Raw genomic sequence first — 23499 nt, 5'->3', positions numbered from 1 at the left:
CGGCCTCACACCCTACGAATACATTGCCAAGATCTGGACGTCAGAGCCAGACCGGTTCATCGTCAATCCGATCCACCAGATGCCGGGACTAAACACCTAGCCACAAACCGGGACCACGCGATGATCTGTCAGTCCCCGCCGGGGGCACACGCAGCAAGGCGCTGCGACCGTTGCGGGCGTCAGCTATTCGTATCTACGCGCCGATAGCGATCTCCCCTTTTATCCGTCCCTTGCCTGTGCAGCCGACATGTCGGACGGCCTCACGACGCGGTACGCTGTGCGTCCAGAAGCTTCCGGCACCTCGAGGTCGACACTGAACGGGATGAACGTCGTGCGGTCTCCGGTCGTGTACGCCAGCGCACGAGTGTGGATCACGTAAGTGCCAGCCGGCATCTCGGTCGGATCGTCGCCAATTCGGAAGGGGCGTGTAAAGGTAACCTTGGACAAAGTGGCCCGCTCACCGCTTGGTTCAGGCGTCACCTACCTAGCCTGCTGAAAAGCTGTTCGGGCCACGGGGCCCGAAATGAGCTTACTGCCAAAAGTCGCCCTCATCGCCGTCGCTGCATCACCGCTCGTAAAGACAACTCGCGTGCCGCCGCACGGTAAGTTTTCGATCGCGCTGATAATCGCGCCCTTCTCCAGGCAGATCCGAGTGACCTCAGCTTCAGTGGCGTTGACGTTCATTGCGCGGGACATGGCGGCTCCTCCATAAAGCGGGAGCTCATTGTCTCTCAGCCGCGTCGATGCTCAAATCGACGACGCAGTAAACATGATATGGGCGTGGAATGAGGGAAAAGATAGGCTCGTTGCAGCGCGTATTTTCGCACCTGACGAACTAGTCGCGGCGCAGGGTAAAGGTCGAGGACTAATAAAAGAACGGGTGGATCACGAAATTCGAGGTATCGCACTTATCAGAAGCTTGTCTTGACCTAGGGGAGAGCGCTCCCCGCTTGCAGGAGACGGGTAAATGGCTTTCCAGGCAGAGGCGGAGTATTTTACGGAGCGGGCCACAACGTGCAGAGCCGTCGCCGCCCGATGCAAGAACGTCTTTGACGCCTTGGCGAACGCCGACTTGGCCGACAGGTATGATGCATAGGCGCGGGCATCTCGTCGTCGGGAGGCCGCAGTGTCGCCGGAAGAGGGCCGCTAAATGGCCGTTGGTCCCCGTTGGACGCAGACGGCGATTGATGACCTGCGTGCAGGATTGCAGGATATCATGACGGTTGAAGACCTCGCCGCGGCGCTCGGCCGCACCGCAGGCGATGTGGAGGGTATGATGCGGCGCATGCGTATGCGGGTTCAGCAACCTCATTCGCGAAAATGAGCCGGCGCTGCGGGAGTGCTGCAGCTAGCGCCAACCGTCGTTAGCGGACGTTGCGAAGTTCATAATCGCCAGCCGCCGTCGGGATCATCTTACAGCCTTCCCGCCGCGGTCACGTGAGCGGCCGCCGCCCACGTTCCGGGCGTACTCTAGCCTTTTATGGTGACCATCTTCACCGGGTCAGACTTGGTCGAAGGATTGGACACGTTGGTCTTCACCTTTTCAGCCTTGGGCTTTCTGATCTCTTTGTTCGACTTCTGCTGACTCTTAGCCATATCTGCTACCTTCGCGGGCGAGAAGCCCACGTTTCCCTGCCACAGAATGCGCGATGTGCTCGCATCGATTCGTCGCGGAAAACGGCAAGACAATTCGTCAACGCAAGTGACGGGAGAGGCAGGAGAAGCGGATCGAGCGGTGCCGAAGCATCGCGGCGCGCTAAACTTTGCTCAAGGATTGGCGCCCATTTATCGCAGATGTAAGTGCGGGGGCCTCGGTCTGAGCCACGTTGGCGTGTTCCCTTACAGCGCCGCGAGCCTCTTGAAGGCGAGCACGACCTCAGCTTCGTCCACCGGCTTCTTCAGGATGGCCACCCCGGCAATGCGGACTATTGCGTCCCGCCGCCCGGCTGGTTGCCCGGCGATAGTGCGACGGGCAGGCGCCATCCAAAACGGATTGCCGCTAAGCGCAGCGCAAAGCATGCCAAGACTGCAACGATTGCGGTGGGCGAGAGGGGCAGGCCCAGCCAGGTGCCGGTGACAGCGAGCGCCGCGCCGAGCAGGGCCGCTACGGCATAGATGTCGCTCTGGAGGATGGTAGGCGTGCGCACCACGAGGAGGTCTCGCGCTACTCCGCCGCCCACTCCGGTCACCATCCCGAGCAGCGCCGCCATCAGTGGATCGAGCCCGTGCGCCAGTGCCTTCTCGGCGCCCGCCACCGAGAACAGCGCGAGGCCGGCTGCGTCGAACAGCAGGATCGGACGGTGAAGGCGCGACATCGGCGTGTACCAGAGGAAGATCACGATGCCGGCCGCGACAGAAGCAGCAAGGTAGCGCCAGTCGCTGATCGCGGTTGGAGGAAGCGCGCCGATCAGCATGTCGCGCAAGATCCCGCCCGCGCTCGACGCGGCGAACGAGAGCACGAGCACGCCGAACACGTCGAGCTTGCGCTGCACGCCCACCATGGCGCCGCTGATGGCGAATACGAAGGTGCCGCCAAGATCCATGAAGAGCAGCAACTCATGAGGCGACTGCTGCTGGAGAGCCTCGGTGCCGCCCATCACGCGCCGCTATCGGTCGCGCTGCGCAGGCGAAACCAATCCCGCAGCGGCGTTTTCTGGACGCGCGTTTCGCACGTCAGGTCGCGCGGCGTGAGACCGGGGCGTGCTCAATTCTGCATCCGTATCTGCTGACCTGTAATCAGGGGAAAGCTGGCCAGCGCCGAGCCGTCGAGATCGTGCTTGTGCATGTCCACCGCGGTGATCTGGCTGTTCTCGTAGGTCGTGTAGTAATAGATGCCTTTGTCGACATTGCAGCACGACGAGTAGATGGTGATCTCATACTGGTCGTCTCCGACATTCGCGCACCCGCGCTGCTGCGCGACCGATCCCAGGATCTTGAAGAACTGGCTGATCGATGCCGACTCCGTTTCATGGGCGAGGGAGTTCATCTTGGTGAAGACGGCCCGCACGAAGCGCGATGCGGAAGACAAGTCGCCAGGCAAACCGAGCGCGCCCATGCCCCGGCTATAGACGTCGAACTTGATGGCGTCGGAAAAGTTGTTGGTGGGTGCCTTGGACGACAAGTGCATGAAGTTGTTGAGGTTGAAGAGCTGAATGTCGAAGGTGGGGTTGTTCGTCAGCACCCCGACCGGATTGTCGTAGACCTTCAGGCCATCCTGCATGGGCTCGACCGTGATCGAGGATGACCGATCCGCGATGATCCAGTGCAGTGGAGAGGGTGGTAATCCTTCGCTGAACGCCGCGTCCACGAGATTGACCGAACGCAGGGCTTCCCTAACCTGGTCTACCGTTTCGAACTGGGCAAGAACCCACAGGACGAACTCGAACGAAGTAACGTTCTGCTTTCCGGATGCCTCGGGCAGGTAGACGGCGTTTCCGGTGAAGGCGAGCCCGGCCATGCTGAGGCCCTTCTCGTTGGTTCCGTCATAATAAAGCGGGAAGTTGTCCGCTACGGTTGCCATGCCGATAATTGCGTAATGGGCGTGAATAGCCGGCAATTTGCGTAATGTGATTGGAAAGTTTCGGGGGGTTATGGCGACGGTCTCGTTGTACGATCGCTCATAGTCCAGATTACGGCCAAAATAGTAGCCCTTATTTGTGAAGCTGAGCCCAGTGCACATTGCCGGTCTCCGTATACCGAACCCGTCCGCAAGAAGCGTCGTCCGTCCCGGACTGGACATGCGGTTCTCGAATGGCAAGGTATCCGATGACTAGTGATGCGTACCCCCGGAATACTACCTACTGCTATGTGAAAAGTTCACGCTCTATCTAAACTACACCGGCAAGTGTTGGCCTGACTTTCCGGCTAGCGCGTCCTTGGGTGATAATCCTGGCGACCCCACTCAACATCACACCGGATTTGAGCTTTGGGATGGCTGCACCGGCCGGGCTTCGGCTGACTTGAGTTCTCCGCAGGTTCGTGCCCGGCTTCGCTGTCCGGCAAGCTCCATTTCGCCGTGAGCTGGAGAAACGCTTTTAGCGAGGTTGGCGAGAGGCGCTCTCTGTCAGCGATATGCACAAAAGGCTGCAAACCAGCGCGGTCGATTGAGCCACCTTGTTCCAAATTGACGATCTCGGCCACGATCATCTCCGTAGCATGTGTATCTAAGGGCGCGGTGGAAAGAGGGGGCTTGAACTGGCCCCCTTTTCGACCGGACGATTTCAAGCCTAAGAAGGAGGCTTGGGGATATCCCCTGAGCATAGGCTTATGTCCGTGTCAGAGATCATCACCGATGGCGCTCGCCGACGTCATTGGGGTGCCACCGAGAGGCTCAGGATTGTCGAGGAGACGCTTGATGGTCGTGACAGCATCCCGGTCGTCGCCCGACGCAATGGCGTCGCGCCTAATCTGCTGTACCGCTGGCGCCGGCTAATGCTGGAAGGCGGGAGCGTCGCGGTCGCCGGCGATGATGACGTGACGAGCAATCGTCAGGTTCGCGAGATGGAGAACCGGATCCGTGAACTGGAGCGCCAGCTCGGCCGCAAGACCCTCGAAGTCGAGATACTGAAGAAAGCTCTCGACCGCTCGCGCCCAAAAAAAGCGACCTTGCTCATGCGCTCGCCACTACCGGAGGGTTTTCGGTGAGTTTGGTGGCGAGCACGCTCCGTGTCGGACGCTCCACCGTGTACGAACGCTTGGCCGGCACCTCCAAAGCGAGGGGCCATTATGCCAAGGCCGAAGACGCGCACCTGCTGCCCCGGATTCGACAGATCGCCGCGCAGCGGCCCACGTATGGCTACCGCCGCAGCGCGGCGGTCCTCAATCGACAGCTGCGAACACAGTCTGGCACCGGTCAATCACAAGCGGGTCTACCGCGTGATGGCGATCAACCGCCTGCTGCTGGCGCGGCGCTACACCGAGCGACCCGACTATGGGCATGACGGCATCGTGGTGACGATCCGTTCGAACCTGCGCTGGTGCTCGGACGGCTTCGAGTTCGGATGCTGGAACGGCGAGATCGTCCGCGACGCCTTCATCATCGATGCGCACGACCGTGAGGTCATGCCTGGCGCGCGGTCGCCAATGCCGGCGTCAGCGGGTCCGACATCCGCGACATAATGCTGGAAGCAGTGGAGGCCCGCTTCGGGGCTTTGCGCGCTGTCTCGCCGGTCGAGATGCTGTCCGATAACGGCTCCGCCTACACCGCACGCGACACACGGACCTTTGCCCGGCAGCTGGGTCTGAAACCCTGCTTCACCCCTGTCCGAAGCCCGCAGTCCAACGGCATCTCGGAGGCTTCCATCCATACCCTCAAGCGCGACTATGTCCGCGTCTCGCCCTGACCCGACGCGCTTACCGCGTTGACATCTCTCGCCGGATGGATCGAAGACTACAACGACAACCACCCACATTCGGGGCTCAAAATGCGTTCGCCGCGCGAACATCGCGCGCTGGTTTCAACAACCGTTTGAAACCGTCCGGCGAAACAGGGGCAAGATCACCACCGATTGGGAGCGTCCGACACAAGTCTGTGAATGCAGTCACATGTCGCTGCTGAATATCCGCGATAAAAGCTTCTCCCCCGCACGCGAAGTCGAACAAGCGAGTCGCGGTACGAACCTGTTTGATTATATCGGCGTCTCATGCATCAGCTTTCTCGTGTGCGTCGATGCACCCCTCCGCTGCGCTGATAAGACGCATCTTCGGCTTGTCTGGAACTGGCTCCGCCGTAGGCGGCTCGGGCGTGTGACTGCTTATTGGTCCCGCCGCGGGTAGTTAAGCCGTGTCGACCGCTGCAAACTGCCATGCAAACGGCGCGCCGCAAGCGAGTGCATCGTCGGTCCAGTCTGCGTGAACATCCGGGTTCGTCGACAACCTCTCCGTAGCTTGTCGACATCCTGCTGCCTTCGCGGCGCAGATGGTTCGGCGCATCTCGGCCAGGTTCATGCTTGTCCGTTCGATATCGAAGGCTACAACGTACGTCTCGATCTGCTCGCGCGAGATTGGACTCGTAGTCTGAAGGTCAAATTCAACTTCCGCGACTGCCTCCGCGTCCGCCCGGTTCCAACCCTGCCTGACCAGTTCTTCATGGTTGTCGAGCGACCACGGCGTCCAAACACCGAACTTAGACAGGAACGTCCACGCTTCCGCATAGCGCGAATTGACCGCCGCGTGTTCGAGGGCGCGCGAGATAGCGCGCACCTGATCCTCGAGGATGCGTTGCGACTGCCATCGCAGCGCATCGCTGAAAATTTTCTTAAGCTGATCGGGGCGGCCCCCTAATGACGACTGACCGTATCCCATGCGCAACGCTTCTGCCGCAGAACCAAGACGCACAGCGGTAACGCGCGGGTCTTTGAAGCTCATTGCTCCCAACGGTAAAGTCAGCGTTAACCACCCGCCTGCGACCGTCATTTTTTTCGCCGGTGGTATCTGCTGCCGCGAAGCACGACGTTCTGAAAGCCCATTTTGACACCCCAAGGGTACAGCGAGGGGCACAGTCGTGGGTACAACCGTCCCTGATCGACATCGTTAATGAGCGAAACCAAAAGCTTGCAGGCAGTTGGTCGGGGAGACAGGATTCGAACCTGCGACATCCTGCTCCCAAAGCAGGCGCGCTACCAGACTGCGCCACTCCCCGACACGAGCGAGCGCCTAGGCGGTTCCCGCCTCAAGTGCAAGCGATCACGCGGTGGGCCCGGCAGGACTCGAACCCGCAACCTAGCCGTTATGAGCGGCCAGCTCTAACCGTTGAGCTACAGGCCCCCCGCGTGAGCGCCTGCCTATAAGCCGCGGCCCGTTGCGGCGGCAATGCCTCAAATGGCGCGCGATGCTGCGGTCAACGGGCAAAAGAAAAGGGCGCTTCCGCGATGCGGAAACGCCCGTTTCATCATTCAGCATGCGGCGGATCTGATGATCCGCACAGCATTACTGCATGTTGTCAGCCTTTTCCTCGGCGACGTCACGGACGTTGTCCGCGGTGTCTTCAAGGTTGTCAGCTGCGTTCTCGAGACCCTCGGCAGCAACGGCGTTTGCCGAGTTGTCAGCCAGGTCCTCAAGGTTGTCGGCCATCATTTCCATGTTGTCGGCCATCATGTCCGCGTTGTTCTCGACAGCAGCGGCCTCCGGCGACTTCGAGCAAGCAGCCACGGACATCAGGCCGGCGGCGGCAGCGATCAGAACGATCTTCTTCATTCGAATGCTCCCAAGCATTTATTCATTTCGCGGCCGACCCGTTTGCCGTCGCGAGACACCGCAAATACCGCACCAATTTGATGGGTCAATGATGAAATTCATCTGGCAGCAAGGTTCGCGACGAACGGATTCAGCGTGCGGGCCGCTCAACCGGTCCGATTTCCTCCGGTGCGTCGGCCACAATCGCGAGCATCGTGGTCCAGGCAGCGACGTTCTGGCGGAGGTTTTCGGGGTCGACCCGGTCGAGCGTGTCGTCGGGCGTGTGGTGCACGTCGAAATAGTCGAGGCCGGACTGGTTGAGGTCGACGCCCGCGACGCCGAGCGCCACCGTCGGGCCGATGTCAGCGCCGCTGCCGCCCGAGCCACTGCCCCGGACGATGCCGAGCGGGGCAAGCGCGGCGGCGAGACGATCACCCACCGGCTTAGCGGAGTCGGGCAGCGTCATGCCAAGCCGCCAGATCTTGTCGGCCCCGAAATCGCTTTCCGCCGCCAGCGCGTGGCGTTCCTTGCCATGCTTCGCGGCGTAATCGTGACCGCCGAAGCCGCCGACCTCCTCCGCGCCGAACCAGACGACGCGAATCGTGCGGCGCGGACGCTTTCCGCTGTCGAGGATCCGCTTCGCCGCCGCGGCGGTGATCGCGACGCCGCTGGCGTCATCGATCGCCCCGGTGGCAAGATCCCAGCTGTCGAGGTGCCCGCCAATGAGGACGATGCCTGCATTGGGATCGGTGCCGGGAACTTCTGCGATGACGTTGCCCGATTCCTGCTCACCGACCTGACGCGGCGTCAGGACCAGCTTCATGCGGATCGGCTTGCCGCGCTTCGCCAGCGCCTCGATCAGCTTGGCGTCGGGGACGGAGAGGGCGGCGGCAGGGATTGCCGGACCGTCGCGGAAATATGTGGTGCCGGTGTGGGGCAGGCGATGCGTGTCGGTGCCGATCGAGCGAATGACGATCGCGGCGGCGCCCTTCTTTGCGGCGAGCGCAGGGCCGGCGAAGCGTGCGACCCCGGCCTGGCCGTAGCTCGACCCGTCCTGCGTCTTCATCATCGTATTGCCGACATAGGCGATCTTGCCGGTAAGGCTGCCGTCCGGCGCCGCGGCGAGATCGGCATAGGTCGGGAAGATCACGACCTCGGCCTCCAGGCCGTTCGCCGAGGTCGCGCCCGAATTGCCAAGGGCGGTGAGGTGAAGCTTCTGCGGCACGGGGGCGACCACTTCGCCGCGTTCCTCGCCGCGTACCCAGACGGGCATCTGATACGTCTCGATCCGCACGTTCTTGAAGCCCAGCGCCTTCAGCTTCGCCGCGCTCCAGGTGCGGGCGCGCGCCTCCGCTTCGGTGCCGGCGAGCCGCTGGCCAACCTCGGTCGTCATGCCTTCGACGATGTCATAGGCGACATCATCCTTCAGCGCGGCATCGCGAAGCGCGGCGACGCGCTGATCGACACCCGCGGGCGCGGCGATCGGCGCTGCGCGTTGGGCGAGGGCGGGCGTGGCGCTGGCAAGCAGCAGGGCGGCAAGGGTGAAGCGCTTCATCATGCCCCTCGCGTAAGTCGCCGCGGTTCGTTTGCCAACGGCCCTGCGCAGCATTACATGCGCGCCATAATCCCAGCCATTCCAGTTACGGAGCAGCAGGCGACCCATGGCCGTCCAGTATACCTACGTCATGAAGGGTCTGACCAAGACCTTCCCAGGCGCCAATAAGCCGGTGCTCAACAATATCAGCCTGCAGTTCATTCCGGGTGCGAAGATCGCAATCATCGGTCCGAACGGCTCGGGCAAGTCCACGCTGATGAAGATCATGGGCGGGATCGATACCGAATTCACCGGTGAGGCTTGGGCCGCCGACGGGATCAAGGTCGGCTATCTGCCGCAGGAGCCGCAGCTCGATCCCGACAAGACGGTGATCGAGAACGTTCGTCTGGGCGCGGGGCCGATCGCGGCGATGGTCGATCGCTTCAACGCGATCTCTGCCGAGATGGGCGATCCGAAGGACGATACCGACTTCGACGCGCTGATGGAGGAGATGGGCGAGCTTCAGGCGAAGATCGACGCCGCGGATGGCTGGAGCCTCGATTCGCAGCTGGAGCAGGCGATGGAGGCAATGCGCTGCCCGCCGTCGGACAGCCCGGTGACCAACCTGTCGGGTGGTGAGAAGCGCCGCGTGGCGCTGGTCCGCCTGCTGCTCGAGAAGCCGGACATTCTGCTGCTCGACGAGCCAACCAACCACCTCGACGCCGAAAGCGTCAGCTGGCTGGAAAATTACCTGAAGGAATATACCGGCAACGTCATCCTGGTGACGCACGACCGCTACTTCCTCGACAATGTCGTGAACTGGGTGCTCGAGCTCGATCGCGGTCGGTATTACACCTACGAATCCAACTACTCCGGCTATCTCGAGAAGAAAGCCAAGCGCCTCGAGCAGGAGGAGCGCGAGGAGCAGGGCAAGCAGAAGGCGATCGCCGACGAGCTGGCCTGGATGCGGCAGACCCCCAAGGCACGCCAGACCAAGTCCAAGGCGCGTATCCGGGCCTTCGACGAGCTGATGGAGAAGCAGGAGAGCCGCGTCGCCAGCAAGGCCGCGATTCTGATCCAGCTGCCCGAGCGGCTTGGCGGGAAGGTCATCGAGGCCAAGGGGCTGACCAAGTCCTATGGCGACAAATTGCTGTTCGAGAACCTCGACTTCAACCTGCCACCGGGCGGGATCGTCGGTGTGATCGGCCCGAACGGCGCCGGCAAATCGACGCTGTTCAAGCTGATCACCGGACAGGAGAAGCCCGACGGCGGCACGATCGAGGTCGGCTCCACGGTGAAGCTGGGCTATGTCGACCAGAGCCGCGACCATCTGGATCCCAACAAGAACGTCTGGCAGGAAATATCCGACGAGCTGGAGGTCTTCCGCTTCGGCAAGCAGGAGATGGGGACGCGTGCCTATGTCGGCGCGTTCAACTTCCGCGGGCCCGACCAGCAGAAGAAGGTCGGTCAGCTATCGGGCGGTGAGCGCAACCGCGTTCACATGGCGAAGATGCTGAAGGAGGGCGGCAACGTCCTGCTGCTCGATGAACCGACCAACGACCTTGACGTCGAAACGCTGCGCGCGCTGGAAGAAGCGCTGGAAACCTTCGCCGGCTGCGCGGTGGTGATCAGCCACGATCGCTTCTTCCTCGATCGTCTGTGCACCCACATTCTTGCATTTGAAGGCAACAGCCACGTCGAATGGTTCGAGGGTAACTTCGAGGCATACGAGGAGGACAAGCGTCGCCGGATGGGCGATGCGGCCGACCGTCCGACGCGGCTTGCCTACAAGAAGCTGACGCGCTGATCCTACGTGATCGTCACCCAGGCTTTGTGTCCGGGGTGACGGTGGATCAAGGAAAGGCCCGCCCGGCAAATGCCGCGGCGGGCCCTTTTATTATCGGCGCTGATCGGCGCTCTTGGCGCGGATCGCGCGGAATTCGGAAGCCGGCCGCCATTCGGGCCAGACGCCCGCCTTCGAAAGCCGCTGGCCCATCGCGTAGAACAGATCGACATCCTGCGCCGCACCGGTGAAGTTCCAGTCCGGCGCCCAGGCGTCACAGGTCTTGTGGTAGCAGGCCATATAGCCGTCGAGCCACTTCTGCCCCGCCTCGCGCCCGCCGACACGCATGTCGCTGGCGCCGCCGAGCGCCATCAGCTGAAGCGCCGGCACGCCGCGGCGGACAACGGAGAAATGATCCGCGCGGTAGAAGAGGCCGCGTTCGCTGGCTTCCTCTGGCGTAACGACGCGATTCTGCGCGCGGGCTGCTTCGGTCAGCAGGTCCTCGAGCGAGGATTGGCCAGCGCCGACGAGGATCACGTCCTTCGCCTCGCCCGCGGTCTGCAGGATGTCTAACGTCAGGTTTGCGACGGTCTTTTCCAGCGGTGCGGTGGGCCGGGTGGCATACCATTCGGAGCCCAAGAGGCCGCGTTCCTCGGCGGTCCACAGCGCGAAAACGAGCGTGCGGTCGGGCGCCGGGCCGGCCTTGAACAGGCGGGCAAGCTCCATCACGCCAGCGACGCCGAGCGCGTCGTCGTTCGCGCCGGGGCGGATCGTGCGGCCCTGCGCGTCGGGCGGGCCCTCGCCATAGGCATCCCAATGCGCGGCAAACTGCACCGTCTCGTCCGGCTTCACCGTGCCCGGAATCTTGGCGATGACATTGGCGCTTTCGATCCGCTCGACGTTGACGGGCAGCTTCGCGGTGAATCGCGCCTTCATCGTCACCGGACGGAAGGCGGCGGAGCGTGCCTGCTTGCGCAGCGCCGCGAGATCGAGGCCCTCGGCAGCGAAGACGCGGGTTGCCGCGTCGCCCGACAGCCAGCCCTGAAGCGCAATGCGCGGATCCTCGGGGCCACGAACGATGTCGTAATTCTCGCCGTTGGAGGCGTTCGCCGTCGACCACGGATAACCGGCACCTGCGGTGTCATGGATGATCAGCGCGCCGATCGCGCCGCGTCGTGCCGCTTCCTCGTACTTGTAGGTCCAACGGCCATAATAGGTCATCCGCTTGTCACCGAAGCGACCCTTGGCGTCCTCGCCTGCGACTGCTTCGAAATCGGGATCGTTGACCAGAAAGACGGCGACCTTGCCCTTCAGGTCCACGCCCTTGAAATCATCCCACTTCGCTTCGGGCGCGCTGACGCCATAGCCGACGAAGACGAGCGGTACGTTTTCGATCGCGACGGCCGCGTCGGGTCGAACGGTGGTGAGTGCGACGTCGGTGCCCTGCTTCAGGCTGGTCGCGCCGAAGCTGACGGGACCATCGCCCAGCCGAGTGTGGATCAGCGGCACCTTTTGCGTCCACGCGCCGTCCGGTCCGCCGGGCTCAAGCCCCAGCGCCTTGAAGCGTGCGATCGACCAGTCGATGGTCTTCTTTTCGCCCTGCGTCCCCGGTGCGCGGCCGCCGAATTCATCGGAGGCGAGCACCTTGGTCATCTCGGAAAGCTTGGCGGGGTCAGTCTTGGGCGGTTCGGTGGCCGCAATGGCGATCAGCGGGAGGAGATAGGCAATCGTCTTGTTCTTCATCAACGCAACCTTCGCACGAAAACGCGGCCATCCTCGCGCCGCTCGGTCTGGAAATTGGGGACGGCGGCGATCAGGTCCGACAGGCGCTTGTAGCCATAGTTGCGCACGTCGAAGCTCGATCGATTGGCGGCAAGCTGCCCCATGGCGGACAGGCTGACGAAGCCCTTTTCGTCGCGCTTCACCGCGGAATAGGCATCGATCAGCAGCTTCACCAGTTCGTCATCGATCCGCGCCTGGCCCTGCGACGTGGCAGGCTCCGCGGCGGTGACTTCTGGTGTGCCGACATCTGTTGGGGCAGCAGCAGGCGCGGGCTGCGCTGGTTCCTTACCGGCTGTCGTGGGTGGCTGTGGTTCCTTGGCCGGCGCAACGGGCATCGGCGCTCGCGTCGGCGCATCTTCTTCGGCCGCCATCAGCTTGTCGACATCGATGAAGCGGGTGCATGCGCGCTTGAAGCCCTCCGGGGTCTTGCCCTGACCGAAGCCATAGACCGGCAGGCCATCCTGCCGGAGCCGAGTGGCCAGCGGCATGAAGTCCGAATCGGACGACATGATGCCAAACCCCTCGACACGCCCGCGAAACAGCAGGTCCATCGCGTCGATGGTCATCTTCATGTCGGTAGCGTTCTTGCCCTTGGTGATGTCGAACTGCTGCTGCGGCTCGATCCCGTGCTTGATCGTCATCTCGCGCCAGCCGCTCAGCGCCGGCTTCGACCAATTGCCATAGACACGGCGGATGTTGACCGTCCCCAGTTCGGCAAGGACGGTCAGCACCGGGTCAATCGCGTGCCAGCTGGCATTGTCCGCATCGATCAGCAGGGCGATGTTGCGGGTAGGGGTGTCATCGTTCGCCATGGGCAAATCCATCGGCGCTCGAACTTCCCGCGTCAATCAGCCGCCGTTTCGATCAGCAACGGCACGCCGATCAGCCGTCGCGCCGCCGCGAACTGGGGAACGCCTGATTGGCGTCAATGTCCGCCTGCTTGGTCAGCGGTGTCGTCCCCTCCGGGTCGTCGACCTGCTTCAGATCGGCGCGCGAGCCGAGATCGCGCGCGAGCGCGCCGCCGGAGGTGCCGGCCTGCGCGTCGCCGGCGGGGATCATGCCCTCGATCAGATCCTTGTCGTCATGATCGCGGGCGCTGGTGGTGCGGGGATTCTCTGCCATCGTCACTCTCCTTCTGCGGAAAGCACGAAGGGGCCGTTGGCATGGTTTCGTCAGGCGGGGGGATAAGTGATGGCGATCACTTCATATTCCTTCTCGCCGGCAGGCAGCGTGACCCGGCGCAGATCCCCGACCGCGGCACCGCGTAGCGCACGGGCGAGCGGCGCGTTCCAGCCGATCAGCCCCTTGCCGGCGTCGGTTTCGTCGTCGCCGACGAGCGTCAGCGCGCGCTGATTGTCATCCTCGTCAGCGATGGTGACGCTGGCGCCGAAAAAGACGCGGCTGCGATCCGGCGCCTGCGCGGGATCGACCACCTTGGCCGCCTTCATCCGGCGCGACAGGAAGCCCAGCCGTCGATCGATCTCGCGCAGCCGCTTGCGACCGTAGATATAGTCGCCGTTTTCCGAACGGTCGCCGTTGCCCGCTGCCCAAGCGATCGTTTCGACCAGCGCCGGCCGCTCGGTGGCGAACAGCTGCTCATATTCGGCGCGCAACGTCGCATAGCCGGCAGGGGTAATGTAGTTCGGGCGGTCCATGAGCGCGTCTTAGCCAAGCCGCGCCGGATCCGCGACCTTCCCGTCCCCAGGAACAGGAAGGTCGCGAGAACTCAGCCCGTACGATTGCGGCCGAGATACCAGCTCAGGTTGGCCGGGCCGCGGCTTTTTGCGCGCGGCGGGTTCATCAGGTCATAGACAACGGCGTTTTCCAGTACACGCTGCACGTAATTACGCGTCTCTGAATAAGGGATCGCCTCGATCCATTCGACCATGTCGATGGCGCCGGTGCGCGGATCGCCATTGGCGCGCAGCCATTTGTTCACGTTGCCCGGCCCGGCATTATAGGCGGCGACCGCGAGCGGATAGCTGCCGTAGATGCCGAAGATCCGCTGGAAGTAGCTGGAGCCCAGCTGCGTGTTGTAGCCCGTGTCGGTCAGCAACCGGCCGGCGTCATAGGGCAGGCCCATCTTGCCCGCCTGCTCACGCGCAGTGCCCGGCATCAACTGCATCAGCCCGCGCGCGCCGGCCGATGAGATCGCAGCGCGATCGAACTGGCTTTCCTGCCGCGCAATGGCGTGGATCATCGTCCACTGGCTGTCATAGCCCGAGGGTACGGACACGGTCGGGAAGGCAATGGCGCTATATTCGGTCTGGTCGTTCTGCATCGCCTTTCGCCCGACGATTACTGCCAGATCAGGACGGCGGATCGAGCGCGACAGTTCTTCTGCCAGGAAATGCTCGGCATCGCTTTCCACGTCCGCGGCGATGGTGCGGACAAAGGCAGTCTGATCCTGGTACTGCCCGATGGAGCCCAAGAACTGCGCCGCGCGAACCGTCTCGCGATTGAAGAACGCCTGGCGCGCAGCGGGGTCGATGGCCGGGGTCGCCACGTCACGCGGCGCGGTTAGCGGTCGGCGGAGGTGCTCCAGCGCTAGTTGGCCGTAGAATTGGTCACGGTAGCCCGCGGCGCGGTTGAAGAACGCACTGGCGTCGCTCGTACGCCCAGCAGCCTCGGCCGCGCGGCCCGCCCAATAGAACCCCTTGGCGCGGGTCTGCGGTGACTGGCTGCCACGGCCATAGCGATCGAACATCGTCATCGCATCGGCCGGGCGGTTGAGCTGCTTCAGCGCCGTCTGACCGGCCAGCCAGACGAGGCTGGTATAGTCGTCACGCTCGCCATAGGGCTTCTTCGACACGTCGGTGCCCGCGGGATAGGCATCGTCCACCTGTCGCGCGATGTCATAGGCGAGCTGATACTGGCCGTCCGCCGCCGCGGCGCGCGCGTTGGTCAGCAGCACCTCATAAAATTTTTCGACATTCCCCGGCAGCGCGACACCAGGCCGCCGGGTGCGTGCCAGCCAGGATCGGGCGCTGGCGCTCGCCCCGCTGTTGCGCAGCCACACTGCCTTGTCGGCGATATAGCCGGCATCCGATGCGCCCGCCGCATCATTCGCCGCAGCCAGCGCCGAGGCATTTTCCGCCTTGGTTCGGAACGCCAGCCGCGCTTCGAACAGCGAGCGGCGGGCAGGGGAGGTGAATGCGACCTGGCGCGCAGCGATGCTGGTCGATCCCTGCCACAATAGCGCGTCCATCCGCGCGTCATGATCATCGGGACGCAGCGCGCCGGCAAAGCTGGTCAGGATGGTGGATTCGTCGGTCGGCGTCAGCGCACCACGGCGCCAGGCATTGCGCGCGGCCTCCGCCGCCTCGCCCGTAGCGCCGGTTGCCTGCAGCGCCTTGGCATATGCGACCGCTCCCGCGGCGGTCAGCGGCGGATAACGGCGGAAGAACGCGACGACATTCGCCGGCGAGGCATAGCCGGTGCCCGCCTGCCGTTCAGCCGCGCGGCGATTGGCGGCCTCGTTCGGCCAGCCGGGATGCGCCATGACGAAGCCGGCGTAGCTGTCGAACGGTAGCCCGTCGGTCTGCTGCAGCGCGCGCCATTGCGCCAGCGCGGCGGCGAGATCCCCGTTGTTGGTCACCTGCGCCATGGCGGCAGGCCGCGACTGCGCCAATGCGTTGGCCGCTCGCGTACGCGCGGCATCGTCCTGTCCCTGAGCGACAAGCAATGCCGCTCCCAAACCCATTCCCAGTGCGATCAATGCCCCTGCCCTCAAACCAGTCACCATTATGGACAGAATAGCCGGGCTACCCGTATCTGTCCTGAACGACCCAACGCACCACACCCCGTTTCAGGAGCAAGTCATGTTTTCCGGATCGATTCCGGCGCTCGTCACGCCGTTCGACGCCGACGGCCGGTTCGTCGAGTCTGCCTACCGCGAGCTGATCGAATGGCAGATCAGCGAAGGCTCCAAAGCGCTTGTCCCGTGCGGAACGACGGGGGAGGCGGCTACGCTGACCAAGGACGAACATTTCGCGATCGTGAAGGTCTGCGCCGATCAGGTGCGTGGCCGCGTGCCGGTGATCGCTGGCGCCGGCTCAAACGACACGCGGGTGGCGGCGGCAAACATCGCGGCGGCGAAGGAGGCAGGGGCTGACGCTGCGCTGATGGTGCCGCCCTATTACAACCGCCCGTCGCAGGACGGCATCTTCCAGCATTTCGCCGCACTCGCGCCGCAGTCGGCATTGCCTATCGTGCTCTACAACGTCCCGGCGCGTACCGTGACCGACATCCAGCCCGAAACGCTGATCCGCATCGTCGAGGCGTTTCCGAAGGTGTTCGTTGGCGTGAAGGACGCGTCGGGCGTGCTCCAGCGGGTGTCGCAGCATCGGGCGGCGCTGGGGGACGGCTTCTGCCAGTTGTCGGGCAACGATGATCTCGCGCTTGCCTTCAATGCGATGGGCGGGGTGGGGTGCATTTCGGTTACCGCCAATGTCGCGCCGCGCCTGTGCGCGGAATTCCAGGCAGCGGGGACCGGAACTGCGGCGCTCGCGCTCCACGACCAACTGTTTGCGCTGCATACGTCGCTGTTCACCGATGCCTCTCCGGGGCCGGTGAAATATGCCATGACGCGGGTGCGGCCCGATTTTCCGCAAGGCATTCGCCTGCCGATGACCTGGCCCAACGAGGCGAGCCGCGCCGCGGTGGACGCCGGGCTGAAGCGCGCCGGCCTCCTCTGACACAGCGCTGATCGCACCATAGCGGAGGTGGTTCTCGGCGCCTCTTATTCCGGCCGCATTCTCCCGGCACGATCCGCCCGGATCAGGGGAGAAAGCGGTGGCCGCCTGGGTGATGTTTGCCGTGCAGGCGGTCGCGGGACCGCCGTCGCCCGTGGTAAGAGCGCCGGTGGAGCGGCCATGCCCGACTGCAAAGCCGGGGGAAGAAATCATCGTATGTGCGCGGCCGGACGATGCTTTTCGGCTGAAGCCGATACCTGATCGGTACACGGCCGAACGCGCTCCGCCAAAGGCCGAAACCGCCCTGAAAGGGGTCGGTACGGTGGCGGTGGAGGCCGAGCAGGCTGCCGATGCGCAAGGCGCGCCGATCAACCGAGCGATGATCCGCCTCCGCGTTCCGATCGGCAGCCCAAAACGCTGATTGCGCCGCCTTCCCACAAGGCTCGCAACCCCCTACATCGCCCCGTCCATGCCACGTCCCAAACCCGCTACCTTCGACAAGAAGAAGATCGTCGCCGAGAATCGCCGGGCGCGGTTCGATTATGCGATCGACACCACCTATGAGGCCGGGATCGTACTGACCGGTACGGAGGTGAAGAGCCTGCGTTTCGGCGAGGGATCGATTGCCGAAAGCTATGCCGAGGTAGGCGACAATGGCGTCTGGCTGATCAATTCGAACGTTCCCGAATTCAGCCACGGCAACCGTTACAATCACGAGCCAAAGCGGCCGCGTAAACTCCTGCTTCATGAGCGCGAAGTTAGAAAGCTTCACGGCGCCGTCGCGCGCGAGGGTATGACGCTCGTGCCCCTGATGATCTATTTCAACAGTCAGGGTCGAGCCAAGGTGGAGTTGGCGTTGGCGAAGGGCAGGAAAGCGCACGACAAGCGTGAGGCGATCAAGGAGCGCGACTGGAAACGCGAAGCCGGTCGCCTCATGCGTGAGCGCGGGTAGTGGCAACTCGCGTGCCGACCGTCTGGCAACGGTTCACCGGCTGGTGCCAGCGTAATCTGCCGACGCGCGAATCGATGGAGGAAAGCCGGCTGCTGCGGCCTGTCGCGCATCGCGTGCTCGCCCCTCAGCTGTGGCGCTTTACCCGCCGGTCAGTGCCGCGCGGCGTTGCGCTGGGCATGGTGACCGGGATTCTCTTCCCGGTGGCGCAGATCCCTTTTTCCGCGATGCTGGCGCTGCCGTTCCGGGCGAATATCCCCTCGGCGGCACTGACGACCTTCATTACCAATCCGGTGACCACACCGCCGCTATGGGTCGCGGCCTATTATATCGGCAAGTGGACGCTGCATCTCGACCGCGCTCTGCCGGGCGATCCGATGCAGGATGCCGCGGTCAACGCGGCGCAGTCCGGCTGGATGCAATGGCTGATGTCGGATGCGGCGCCGGCGACTGCGCTGGGCCTGCTGATCGTGACGGCTGTTCTGTCGCTCGCCGGCTATGGCCTGTCGATGCTCGGCTGGCGGTTGTGGATCGCGCGCAAGTGGCGAACCCGTCACAATCGTCACTACGTTGACGAGGCGTCTCAAGGAGATAGAACACCGCCTTCCATTTCCTGAAGGCGATATTGATGCGCTCGTCCCTCCTGGCTGCCGCCATTTTGTCCACCACCGCTGCGGCGGCAATCGCAAAGACTTCTGGGGGAGCGGCCCCCGCCGCACCCGCGCAGGGCAAGGCTGCCGCAGCAGGCCAGACCGCGCCGGCCAAGGCGGACGGGCCAAAGATCGGGACCTTTGGTTTCGACATGGCGGGCCGCGACACCAGCGTGCCGCCGGGCGACGACTTCTACCAATATACCAGCGGCACCTGGGAGAAGAACACCCAGATCCCGGCCGATCGCTCGACCTACGGCATGTTCCATGTGCTGCAGGATCTGTCGCGCGATCAGACGCGCGCGATCCTTGAGGAACAGCGCCGCCAGCCGGGCAGCAAGTCCGGCGATTTCTACGCGAGCTTCCTCGACGAGGCGGCCGTCAATGCCAAGGGTGTGACGCCGGTTCAGCCGTGGATCGCCGCGATCAAGGGCGCGTCCAGCAAGGCGGCGCTGGCCGCAGAAGCCGGACGCATGCAGCGGCGCGGTGTCGGCACCTTGTTCAGCATGTACGTCAATCAGGACGACAAGGATCCCGAAACCTATGCCGTGGTCTTCGGGCAGTCCGGCCTAGGCCTTCCTGACCGCGATTATTATCTGAAGGACGATGCCAAGCTGGCCGCCAACCGCACGGCGTACCAGGCGTATCTGGCCAAGATGCTGACGCTGGCCGGCGAACCGAACGCCGATGCTCGTGCCGCGGCCGTGGTTGCGATGGAGAAGGCGCTTGCCGCTGCGCATTGGACGCGGATCGACAGCCGTGACGCGGACAAGGTCTATAACAAGCTGACGTTTGAGGAATTGAACGCCCGTGCGCCGGGCTACGAGTGGGCGCAATACTTCGAAGGCGCTGGTATTCCAACCGATGCGCCGATGCTGGTGGCGCAGCCATCCGCTTTCACCGGCGAGGCGAAGGTGTGGGCGGAAACGCCGCTGCCGGTGCTGAAGGACCATCTGCTGCTGCGCACGCTGTCGAGCTACGCGCGGTACCTGTCGAAGGATTTCGACGACACCCGCTTCGCCTTCTACGGTACCGAGCTGACCGGTGCGCCCGAGCAGCAGGCGCGCTGGAAGCGCGGCGTCGATCTGGTGAGCGAGCAATTGGGCGAGGACGTCGGCAAGGCCTATGTCGCGCGATACTTCCCGCCGGAATCGAAGGCTGCTGCCGACGAACTGGTGCGCAATATTATCGCCTCCATGGGCGAGCGGCTGAAAAAGCTGGAGTGGATGGCGCCCGAAACCAAGCAGAAGGCACTGGCGAAGCTGGCCGCCTTCACGCCGAAGATCGGATATCCCGACACTTGGCGCGACTATAGCGCGCTGGAAATCCGCCGCGACGACCTGGTCGGCAATGTTGCGCGCGCCAATGAGTTCGAGTTTCAGCGCAATATCGACAAGCTGGGCAAGCCGATCGATCGGGGCGAGTGGTTCATGAACCCGATGACCATCAACGCCTATGCCAATCCGACGATGAACGAGATCGTCTTCCCGGCGGCGATCCTGCAGCCGCCATTCTTCGATCCAAAGGCCGACCCCGCGGTCAATTACGGCGGTATCGGCGCTGTCATTGGCCACGAGATCAGCCATCATTTCGATGATCAGGGCCGCAAATATGACGTGAACGGCAAGCTGACCGACTGGTGGACCGAGCAGGACGTTGCCCGGTTCAAGACGTTCACCGATCGGCTGGTCGCGCAATATGATGCCTATGAGCCGCTGCCCGGCCAGCATGTCCAGGGTGCGCTGACGCTGGGCGAAAACATCGCCGACCTGGCGGGGTTGATCGTCGCGCATGATGCTTATCGCTTGTCGTTGGACGGCAAGAAGGCGCCGGTGATCGACGGCACCACGGGCGACCAGCGCTTCTACCTGGGCTGGGGCCAGGTATGGCGGACCAAGTATCGCGAGCCGATCCTGCGTCAGATCCTGCTGTCCGATCCGCACTCGCCGGGCATGCAGCGCGCCAACATCGTCCGCAATGTCGATGCCTGGTACAATTCGTTCGGCGTGCGGCCGGGGCAGAAGCTGTTCCTCACCAACGACCAGCGCGTTCGCATCTGGTGACCTCCTTCCCGCCGCGGCCTGCTTGACGCGGCCGCGGCGCGGATCGAAGGGTTGGGCGGATGGCGACGCTGCTCCCTGAAAACCTGTCCCGACTGACGCCGCGCATGGCGCTGATTGTTGCGCTCGGCGCGGGCATCCTGGCGGCCGCGGTGATCCTGTGGGTGATTGGGGATCCCGTTGTCGCCACCGGCTTCCTCGCGGCGGGCATTGTATTAGGCGGCGCGGCCGTCGGCTGGCGCGCGCTGGCACCGGAGAAGCCGGCACCGGAGCCAGCCGTCGACTGGCAGTTGGTTCGTGCCTTGGCGCAGGAGAGCAATGACGCCCTGGCGGTGACGGATCGCGCCGGGCGTCTGGTCTGCGCCAATGATCGGTTTGAGGACATGTTCGGCGGTCTGTCAGCCCCGCCCGGCCTGCCGATCGGGGAGGCCGGCGTCGGCGCATTGGCAGCTGCCGGCCGAGCCGCGTGGCGCGACGGTCGTGCCCGAGTGGAGCGCGCTGAGGTGGCGGGGCGTGCCATCTCCTTCGATGTGCTTCGCGCCGGGCAGCGCGAGGATCTGCTGGTCTGGCGTGCCGCCTCCGCGATGGAATCCGACAGCAGCCGTGTGCTCGCGCAGGCGTTATCCGGCTCGCTCGGTCAACGTCTCGCCGAATCGGGCATCATGGCCGCGCTGCTCACGCCCGACGGACGCGTGCTTTCCGCCGACCCGGTGCTCCGGATGCGGGCGATGGGCCATGCGGAGGCATCGGTCGAAGGCGCGGACTTCGCCCGCTTCCTGGTGACCGATGCGCGCGGATTGATCCGGTTCGAGCGTGAGGGCCGAGAGGGCAATCCGCTGCGGCTGGTCCAAGTGCCGTTCTCCGATCTTGAAGGGTCGCCGATCCTTGTGGCGCTGCTTGACGAGGAAGAGGCACCTGTCCGTTTCGGTGGTGGCGCCGCCGCGCATATCCGCACCCTCGTCCAGCTTATGCCTCTGGGTATCGCGCTAGTGGATCGGGATGGCCGGTTCATCGAGATGAACGATGCCTTCATCCGAGCCGCGGCGGTCGATCGCGCCGCGCCGCCGCTTTACCCCGGCGACCTCGTGGTGCGTGAGGACAAGGCCGCTGTGGCTGATGCGGTGCGGCGCTTTGCCGGCGGCGGCGCGGCGCACGTAACCGCCATAGCGGTGCGGCTGCGTGATCTGCCGGAGGAGCCCGTCGTCCTCTCGATTGCCGGCGCGCGCGGGCTGGGCGATGCCGCGGTTGTTCTCAGCCTGAAGGAGAATAACGAGGAAACCCGGCTGAAACGCGAAGTGGCCCAGGCGACGAAGATGCAGGCTGTCGGCCAGCTCGCGGGAGGCGTCGCACACGATTTCAACAACATCCTGACCGCCATCATAGGCCATTGCGACCTGATGCTGATGCGTCATTCGCCGGGCGACAGCGACTATGATGATATCCAGCAGGTGCGGAACAATTCCAATCGCGCCGCTGCGCTGACCCGCCAGTTGCTGGCTTTTTCGCGCCAGCAGACGCTTCGGCCGCAGATCCTGCAACTTCCCGACGTCGTCTCCGAAGTATCGAATCTGCTCAAGCGGTTGCTGGGCGAAATGGTGACGCTGGAAGTGCGGCATGGGCGCAACCTAGGGCCGGTGCGCGCCGATCCGGGCCAGCTGGAGCAGGTCGTCGTCAATCTGGCAGTCAATGCGCGTGACGCCATGGCTGCCAAATACCCGCACGGCGGCGGCAAGCTCATGATCCAGACGCGGATGGCGACGACCGGCGAGATCCGCCGCCGTGGCCCTGACATCATGCCGGTGGGCGAATATACTGCGCTGGAAATCTCCGACACGGGTTCGGGCATCTCGCCTGACGACCTGCCGAAGATCTTTGAGCCGTTTTTCACGACGAAGGAGGTCGGCAAGGGGACGGGTCTGGGCCTCTCCACCGTCTACGGCATCGTCAAACAATCCGGCGGCTATATCTTTGCCGATTCTAAGCCAGGGCAGGGGGCGACGTTCACCATCTATCTGCCGGTCCATGCCAGCGGCGAGCCGGTGACGCCACGCAAGGCGGCGCCGAAGGTGAAGCCGGCAGAGCTCTGGGGCACTGGTACCGTGCTGCTGGTGGAGGATGAAGACATGGTACGTGCGGTGGCCGAGCGGGCGCTTATCCGGCAGGGCTATACGGTGCTCGCGGCGGAGAACGGCGAGATCGCGCTCGAACTGATCGAGCAGCATCCCCGACCTGACCTGCTGGTTAGCGATGTGGTGATGCCGGCAATGGACGGCCCCACCATGGCGCGACGAATCCGGCTGCGCTACCCCGACCTGCCGATCCTGTTCATGTCCGGCTATGCCGAAGAACAGCTCCGCCGATCGATCGATATCGAGAACGTGGCGTTCATTCCCAAGCCCTTCTCGGTTCAGCAATTGGCGGAGGCCGCGCGGGAGGCACTTGAGCAGCGCAGCTGACGCACAATGTTACACGATCCTGCGCCGGGGACATTGCGGGAACAGCGATCGCGCTCTAAGGGCAAATGATGACTAGCCGCGTCCTGCTCGTCGAAGATGAGCCTCTTATCGCTATGATGCTTGAGGATTTCCTCGACGCCTTGGATCGTCAGTGCGCCGGAACGGCGGACTCGGTCGAGGCGGCATTGCCGCTTGTCGAGGCCGGCGGCTTCGAATGCGCCATCTTGGACGTGAACCTGCGCGGGGGCGAGAAGAGCTGGCCGATCGCGGCAGCTCTGGCGGAGCGGAACGTCCCGTTCGTCTTCGCCACCGGCGGCGCCGATGACATGATCGCTGACGAGTTTCGCGGACGGCCGATCCTGCAAAAGCCGTTCACGCTGGACGGTGTCGAGAAGGCGCTCGACGCTCTATAAATTGA

Annotated in this window: 20 protein-coding genes, 2 tRNA genes and 2 pseudogenes; 11 read left to right on the top strand and 13 right to left on the bottom strand. The window is 63.8% G+C overall.

The features are described 5' to 3' along the window. Together K0S66_RS13430 and K0S66_RS13425 are read left to right on the top strand one after the other, a co-directional pair. Positions 1–100, top strand: a pseudogene (locus tag K0S66_RS13430) (IS481 family transposase); the annotation flags it as partial. Between the two features lie 1050 nt (positions 101–1150). Next, positions 1151–1324: a hypothetical protein gene (locus K0S66_RS13425; protein ID WP_301075961.1), complete on the top strand. Its 174-nt coding sequence runs from the start codon at positions 1151–1153 to the stop codon at positions 1322–1324. 601 nt (positions 1325–1925) lie between these two features. Here K0S66_RS13425 and K0S66_RS13420 read toward each other — a convergent pair. The 3 genes from K0S66_RS13420 to K0S66_RS13410 form a co-directional block, all read right to left on the bottom strand. Continuing rightward, positions 1926–2597 carry a trimeric intracellular cation channel family protein gene (locus K0S66_RS13420; RefSeq protein WP_301075960.1) on the bottom strand — a complete coding sequence of 224 codons (672 nt, stop codon included), beginning with the start codon at positions 2595–2597 and terminating at the stop codon, positions 1926–1928. Positions 2598–2704: 107 nt separating this feature from the next. After that, positions 2705–3679, bottom strand: coding sequence for a choloylglycine hydrolase (gene bsh / locus K0S66_RS13415; RefSeq protein ID WP_301075959.1), 975 nt, complete (start codon positions 3677–3679; stop codon positions 2705–2707). Between the two features lie 185 nt (positions 3680–3864). Then, on the bottom strand, positions 3865–4140 hold the full coding sequence (locus K0S66_RS13410; RefSeq protein ID WP_301075958.1) for a hypothetical protein: 276 nt from the start codon (positions 4138–4140) through the stop codon (positions 3865–3867). 126 nt (positions 4141–4266) lie between these two features. Here K0S66_RS13410 and K0S66_RS13405 point away from each other — a divergent pair. Continuing rightward, a pseudogene (locus K0S66_RS13405) lies at positions 4267–5471 on the top strand (IS3 family transposase). 304 nt (positions 5472–5775) lie between these two features. Here K0S66_RS13405 and K0S66_RS13400 read toward each other — a convergent pair. The 5 genes from K0S66_RS13400 to K0S66_RS13380 form a co-directional block, all read right to left on the bottom strand. Beyond that, positions 5776–6366, bottom strand: a complete 591-nt coding sequence (locus K0S66_RS13400; RefSeq protein ID WP_301075957.1) for a hypothetical protein — start codon at positions 6364–6366, stop codon at positions 5776–5778. Between the two features lie 197 nt (positions 6367–6563). Continuing rightward, positions 6564–6640: transfer RNA gene (locus K0S66_RS13395), tRNA-Pro, on the bottom strand. 52 nt (positions 6641–6692) lie between these two features. Then, a tRNA-Ile gene (locus tag K0S66_RS13390) sits at positions 6693–6765 on the bottom strand. A 162-nt stretch (positions 6766–6927) separates the two neighbouring features. Further along, positions 6928–7194, bottom strand: coding sequence for a hypothetical protein (locus K0S66_RS13385; protein ID WP_301075956.1), 267 nt, complete (start codon positions 7192–7194; stop codon positions 6928–6930). A gap of 130 nt (positions 7195–7324) precedes the next feature. Further along, positions 7325–8728 carry a M20/M25/M40 family metallo-hydrolase gene (locus tag K0S66_RS13380; protein WP_301075967.1) on the bottom strand — a complete coding sequence of 468 codons (1404 nt, stop codon included), beginning with the start codon at positions 8726–8728 and terminating at the stop codon, positions 7325–7327. A gap of 106 nt (positions 8729–8834) precedes the next feature. Between K0S66_RS13380 and ettA the strand changes: the two genes are divergently transcribed. After that, complete coding sequence (gene ettA / locus K0S66_RS13375; protein ID WP_301075954.1) at positions 8835–10514, top strand: energy-dependent translational throttle protein EttA; 1680 nt, start codon at positions 8835–8837, stop codon at positions 10512–10514. A 90-nt stretch (positions 10515–10604) separates the two neighbouring features. Here ettA and K0S66_RS13370 read toward each other — a convergent pair whose 3' ends face one another. The 5 genes from K0S66_RS13370 to K0S66_RS13350 form a co-directional block, all read right to left on the bottom strand. Next, positions 10605–12233 carry a M28 family metallopeptidase gene (locus tag K0S66_RS13370; RefSeq protein WP_301075953.1) on the bottom strand — a complete coding sequence of 543 codons (1629 nt, stop codon included), beginning with the start codon at positions 12231–12233 and terminating at the stop codon, positions 10605–10607. Then, positions 12233–13084, bottom strand: coding sequence for an NYN domain-containing protein (locus tag K0S66_RS13365; RefSeq protein WP_301075952.1), 852 nt, complete (start codon positions 13082–13084; stop codon positions 12233–12235). Before K0S66_RS13365 ends, K0S66_RS13370 begins: the two co-directional genes overlap by 1 nt. 70 nt (positions 13085–13154) lie before the next feature. After that, the gene (locus K0S66_RS13360) at positions 13155–13394 is read right to left on the bottom strand and encodes a hypothetical protein (RefSeq protein WP_301075951.1); all 240 of its coding nucleotides are present in this window, start codon (positions 13392–13394) and stop codon (positions 13155–13157) included. A gap of 50 nt (positions 13395–13444) precedes the next feature. Further along, positions 13445–13927, bottom strand: coding sequence for a transcription elongation factor GreB (greB, locus tag K0S66_RS13355; RefSeq protein ID WP_301075950.1), 483 nt, complete (start codon positions 13925–13927; stop codon positions 13445–13447). Positions 13928–13998: 71 nt separating this feature from the next. Then, positions 13999–15975, bottom strand: coding sequence for a lytic transglycosylase domain-containing protein (locus K0S66_RS13350; protein ID WP_301075949.1), 1977 nt, complete (start codon positions 15973–15975; stop codon positions 13999–14001). Between the two features lie 118 nt (positions 15976–16093). On the opposite strand from K0S66_RS13350, the gene dapA reads away from it, so the two are divergent. The 7 genes from dapA to K0S66_RS13315 all read left to right on the top strand — a co-directional run bounded on the left by dapA (position 16094) and on the right by K0S66_RS13315 (position 23494). Beyond that, entirely contained in the window at positions 16094–16969 is an 876-nt protein-coding gene (gene dapA / locus K0S66_RS13345) for a 4-hydroxy-tetrahydrodipicolinate synthase (protein ID WP_301075948.1), read from the top strand. Positions 16970–17066: 97 nt separating this feature from the next. After that, complete coding sequence (locus K0S66_RS13340; RefSeq protein WP_301075947.1) at positions 17067–17387, top strand: 5'-nucleotidase; 321 nt, start codon at positions 17067–17069, stop codon at positions 17385–17387. 48 nt (positions 17388–17435) lie between these two features. Beyond that, positions 17436–17918 carry an SsrA-binding protein SmpB gene (smpB, locus tag K0S66_RS13335; protein ID WP_301075946.1) on the top strand — a complete coding sequence of 161 codons (483 nt, stop codon included), beginning with the start codon at positions 17436–17438 and terminating at the stop codon, positions 17916–17918. Between the two features lie 74 nt (positions 17919–17992). Continuing rightward, positions 17993–18532, top strand: coding sequence for a DUF2062 domain-containing protein (locus K0S66_RS13330; RefSeq protein WP_301075966.1), 540 nt, complete (start codon positions 17993–17995; stop codon positions 18530–18532). A gap of 11 nt (positions 18533–18543) precedes the next feature. Further along, a complete protein-coding gene (locus K0S66_RS13325) occupies positions 18544–20628 on the top strand; it encodes a M13-type metalloendopeptidase (RefSeq protein ID WP_301075945.1) in 2085 nt (694 codons plus the stop codon). Between the two features lie 59 nt (positions 20629–20687). Next, complete coding sequence (locus tag K0S66_RS13320; protein ID WP_301075944.1) at positions 20688–23081, top strand: response regulator; 2394 nt, start codon at positions 20688–20690, stop codon at positions 23079–23081. A 65-nt stretch (positions 23082–23146) separates the two neighbouring features. Further along, the gene (locus tag K0S66_RS13315) at positions 23147–23494 is read left to right on the top strand and encodes a response regulator (protein ID WP_301075943.1); all 348 of its coding nucleotides are present in this window, start codon (positions 23147–23149) and stop codon (positions 23492–23494) included. Positions 23495–23499 lie beyond the last annotated feature (5 nt).

It is taken from the genome of Sphingomonas sp. (assembly GCF_029239295.1).
GTDB lineage: Bacteria > Pseudomonadota > Alphaproteobacteria > Sphingomonadales > Sphingomonadaceae > Sphingomonas.
The sequence above is the reverse complement of the archived record's forward strand: the minus strand, read 5'-3'. Positions and strand labels throughout refer to the sequence as shown.

Coding starts and splice junctions, on each gene's coding strand:
- K0S66_RS13425 (WP_301075961.1), top strand. CDS start 1,151: ATGGCCGTTGGTCCCCGTTGGACGCAGACGGCGATTGATGACCTGCGT.
- K0S66_RS13420 (WP_301075960.1), bottom strand. CDS start 2,597: ATGGGCGGCACCGAGGCTCTCCAGCAGCAGTCGCCTCATGAGTTGCTG.
- bsh (WP_301075959.1), bottom strand. CDS start 3,679: ATGTGCACTGGGCTCAGCTTCACAAATAAGGGCTACTATTTTGGCCGT.
- K0S66_RS13400 (WP_301075957.1), bottom strand. CDS start 6,366: ATGAGCTTCAAAGACCCGCGCGTTACCGCTGTGCGTCTTGGTTCTGCG.
- K0S66_RS13385 (WP_301075956.1), bottom strand. CDS start 7,194: ATGAAGAAGATCGTTCTGATCGCTGCCGCCGCCGGCCTGATGTCCGTG.
- K0S66_RS13380 (WP_301075967.1), bottom strand. CDS start 8,728: ATGAAGCGCTTCACCCTTGCCGCCCTGCTGCTTGCCAGCGCCACGCCC.
- ettA (WP_301075954.1), top strand. CDS start 8,835: ATGGCCGTCCAGTATACCTACGTCATGAAGGGTCTGACCAAGACCTTC.
- K0S66_RS13370 (WP_301075953.1), bottom strand. CDS start 12,233: ATGAAGAACAAGACGATTGCCTATCTCCTCCCGCTGATCGCCATTGCG.
- K0S66_RS13365 (WP_301075952.1), bottom strand. CDS start 13,084: ATGGCGAACGATGACACCCCTACCCGCAACATCGCCCTGCTGATCGAT.
- K0S66_RS13360 (WP_301075951.1), bottom strand. CDS start 13,394: ATGGCAGAGAATCCCCGCACCACCAGCGCCCGCGATCATGACGACAAG.
- greB (WP_301075950.1), bottom strand. CDS start 13,927: ATGGACCGCCCGAACTACATTACCCCTGCCGGCTATGCGACGTTGCGC.
- K0S66_RS13350 (WP_301075949.1), bottom strand. CDS start 15,975: ATGGGTTTGGGAGCGGCATTGCTTGTCGCTCAGGGACAGGACGATGCC.
- dapA (WP_301075948.1), top strand. CDS start 16,094: ATGTTTTCCGGATCGATTCCGGCGCTCGTCACGCCGTTCGACGCCGAC.
- smpB (WP_301075946.1), top strand. CDS start 17,436: ATGCCACGTCCCAAACCCGCTACCTTCGACAAGAAGAAGATCGTCGCC.
- K0S66_RS13330 (WP_301075966.1), top strand. CDS start 17,993: ATGGAGGAAAGCCGGCTGCTGCGGCCTGTCGCGCATCGCGTGCTCGCC.
- K0S66_RS13325 (WP_301075945.1), top strand. CDS start 18,544: ATGCGCTCGTCCCTCCTGGCTGCCGCCATTTTGTCCACCACCGCTGCG.
- K0S66_RS13320 (WP_301075944.1), top strand. CDS start 20,688: ATGGCGACGCTGCTCCCTGAAAACCTGTCCCGACTGACGCCGCGCATG.
- K0S66_RS13315 (WP_301075943.1), top strand. CDS start 23,147: ATGATGACTAGCCGCGTCCTGCTCGTCGAAGATGAGCCTCTTATCGCT.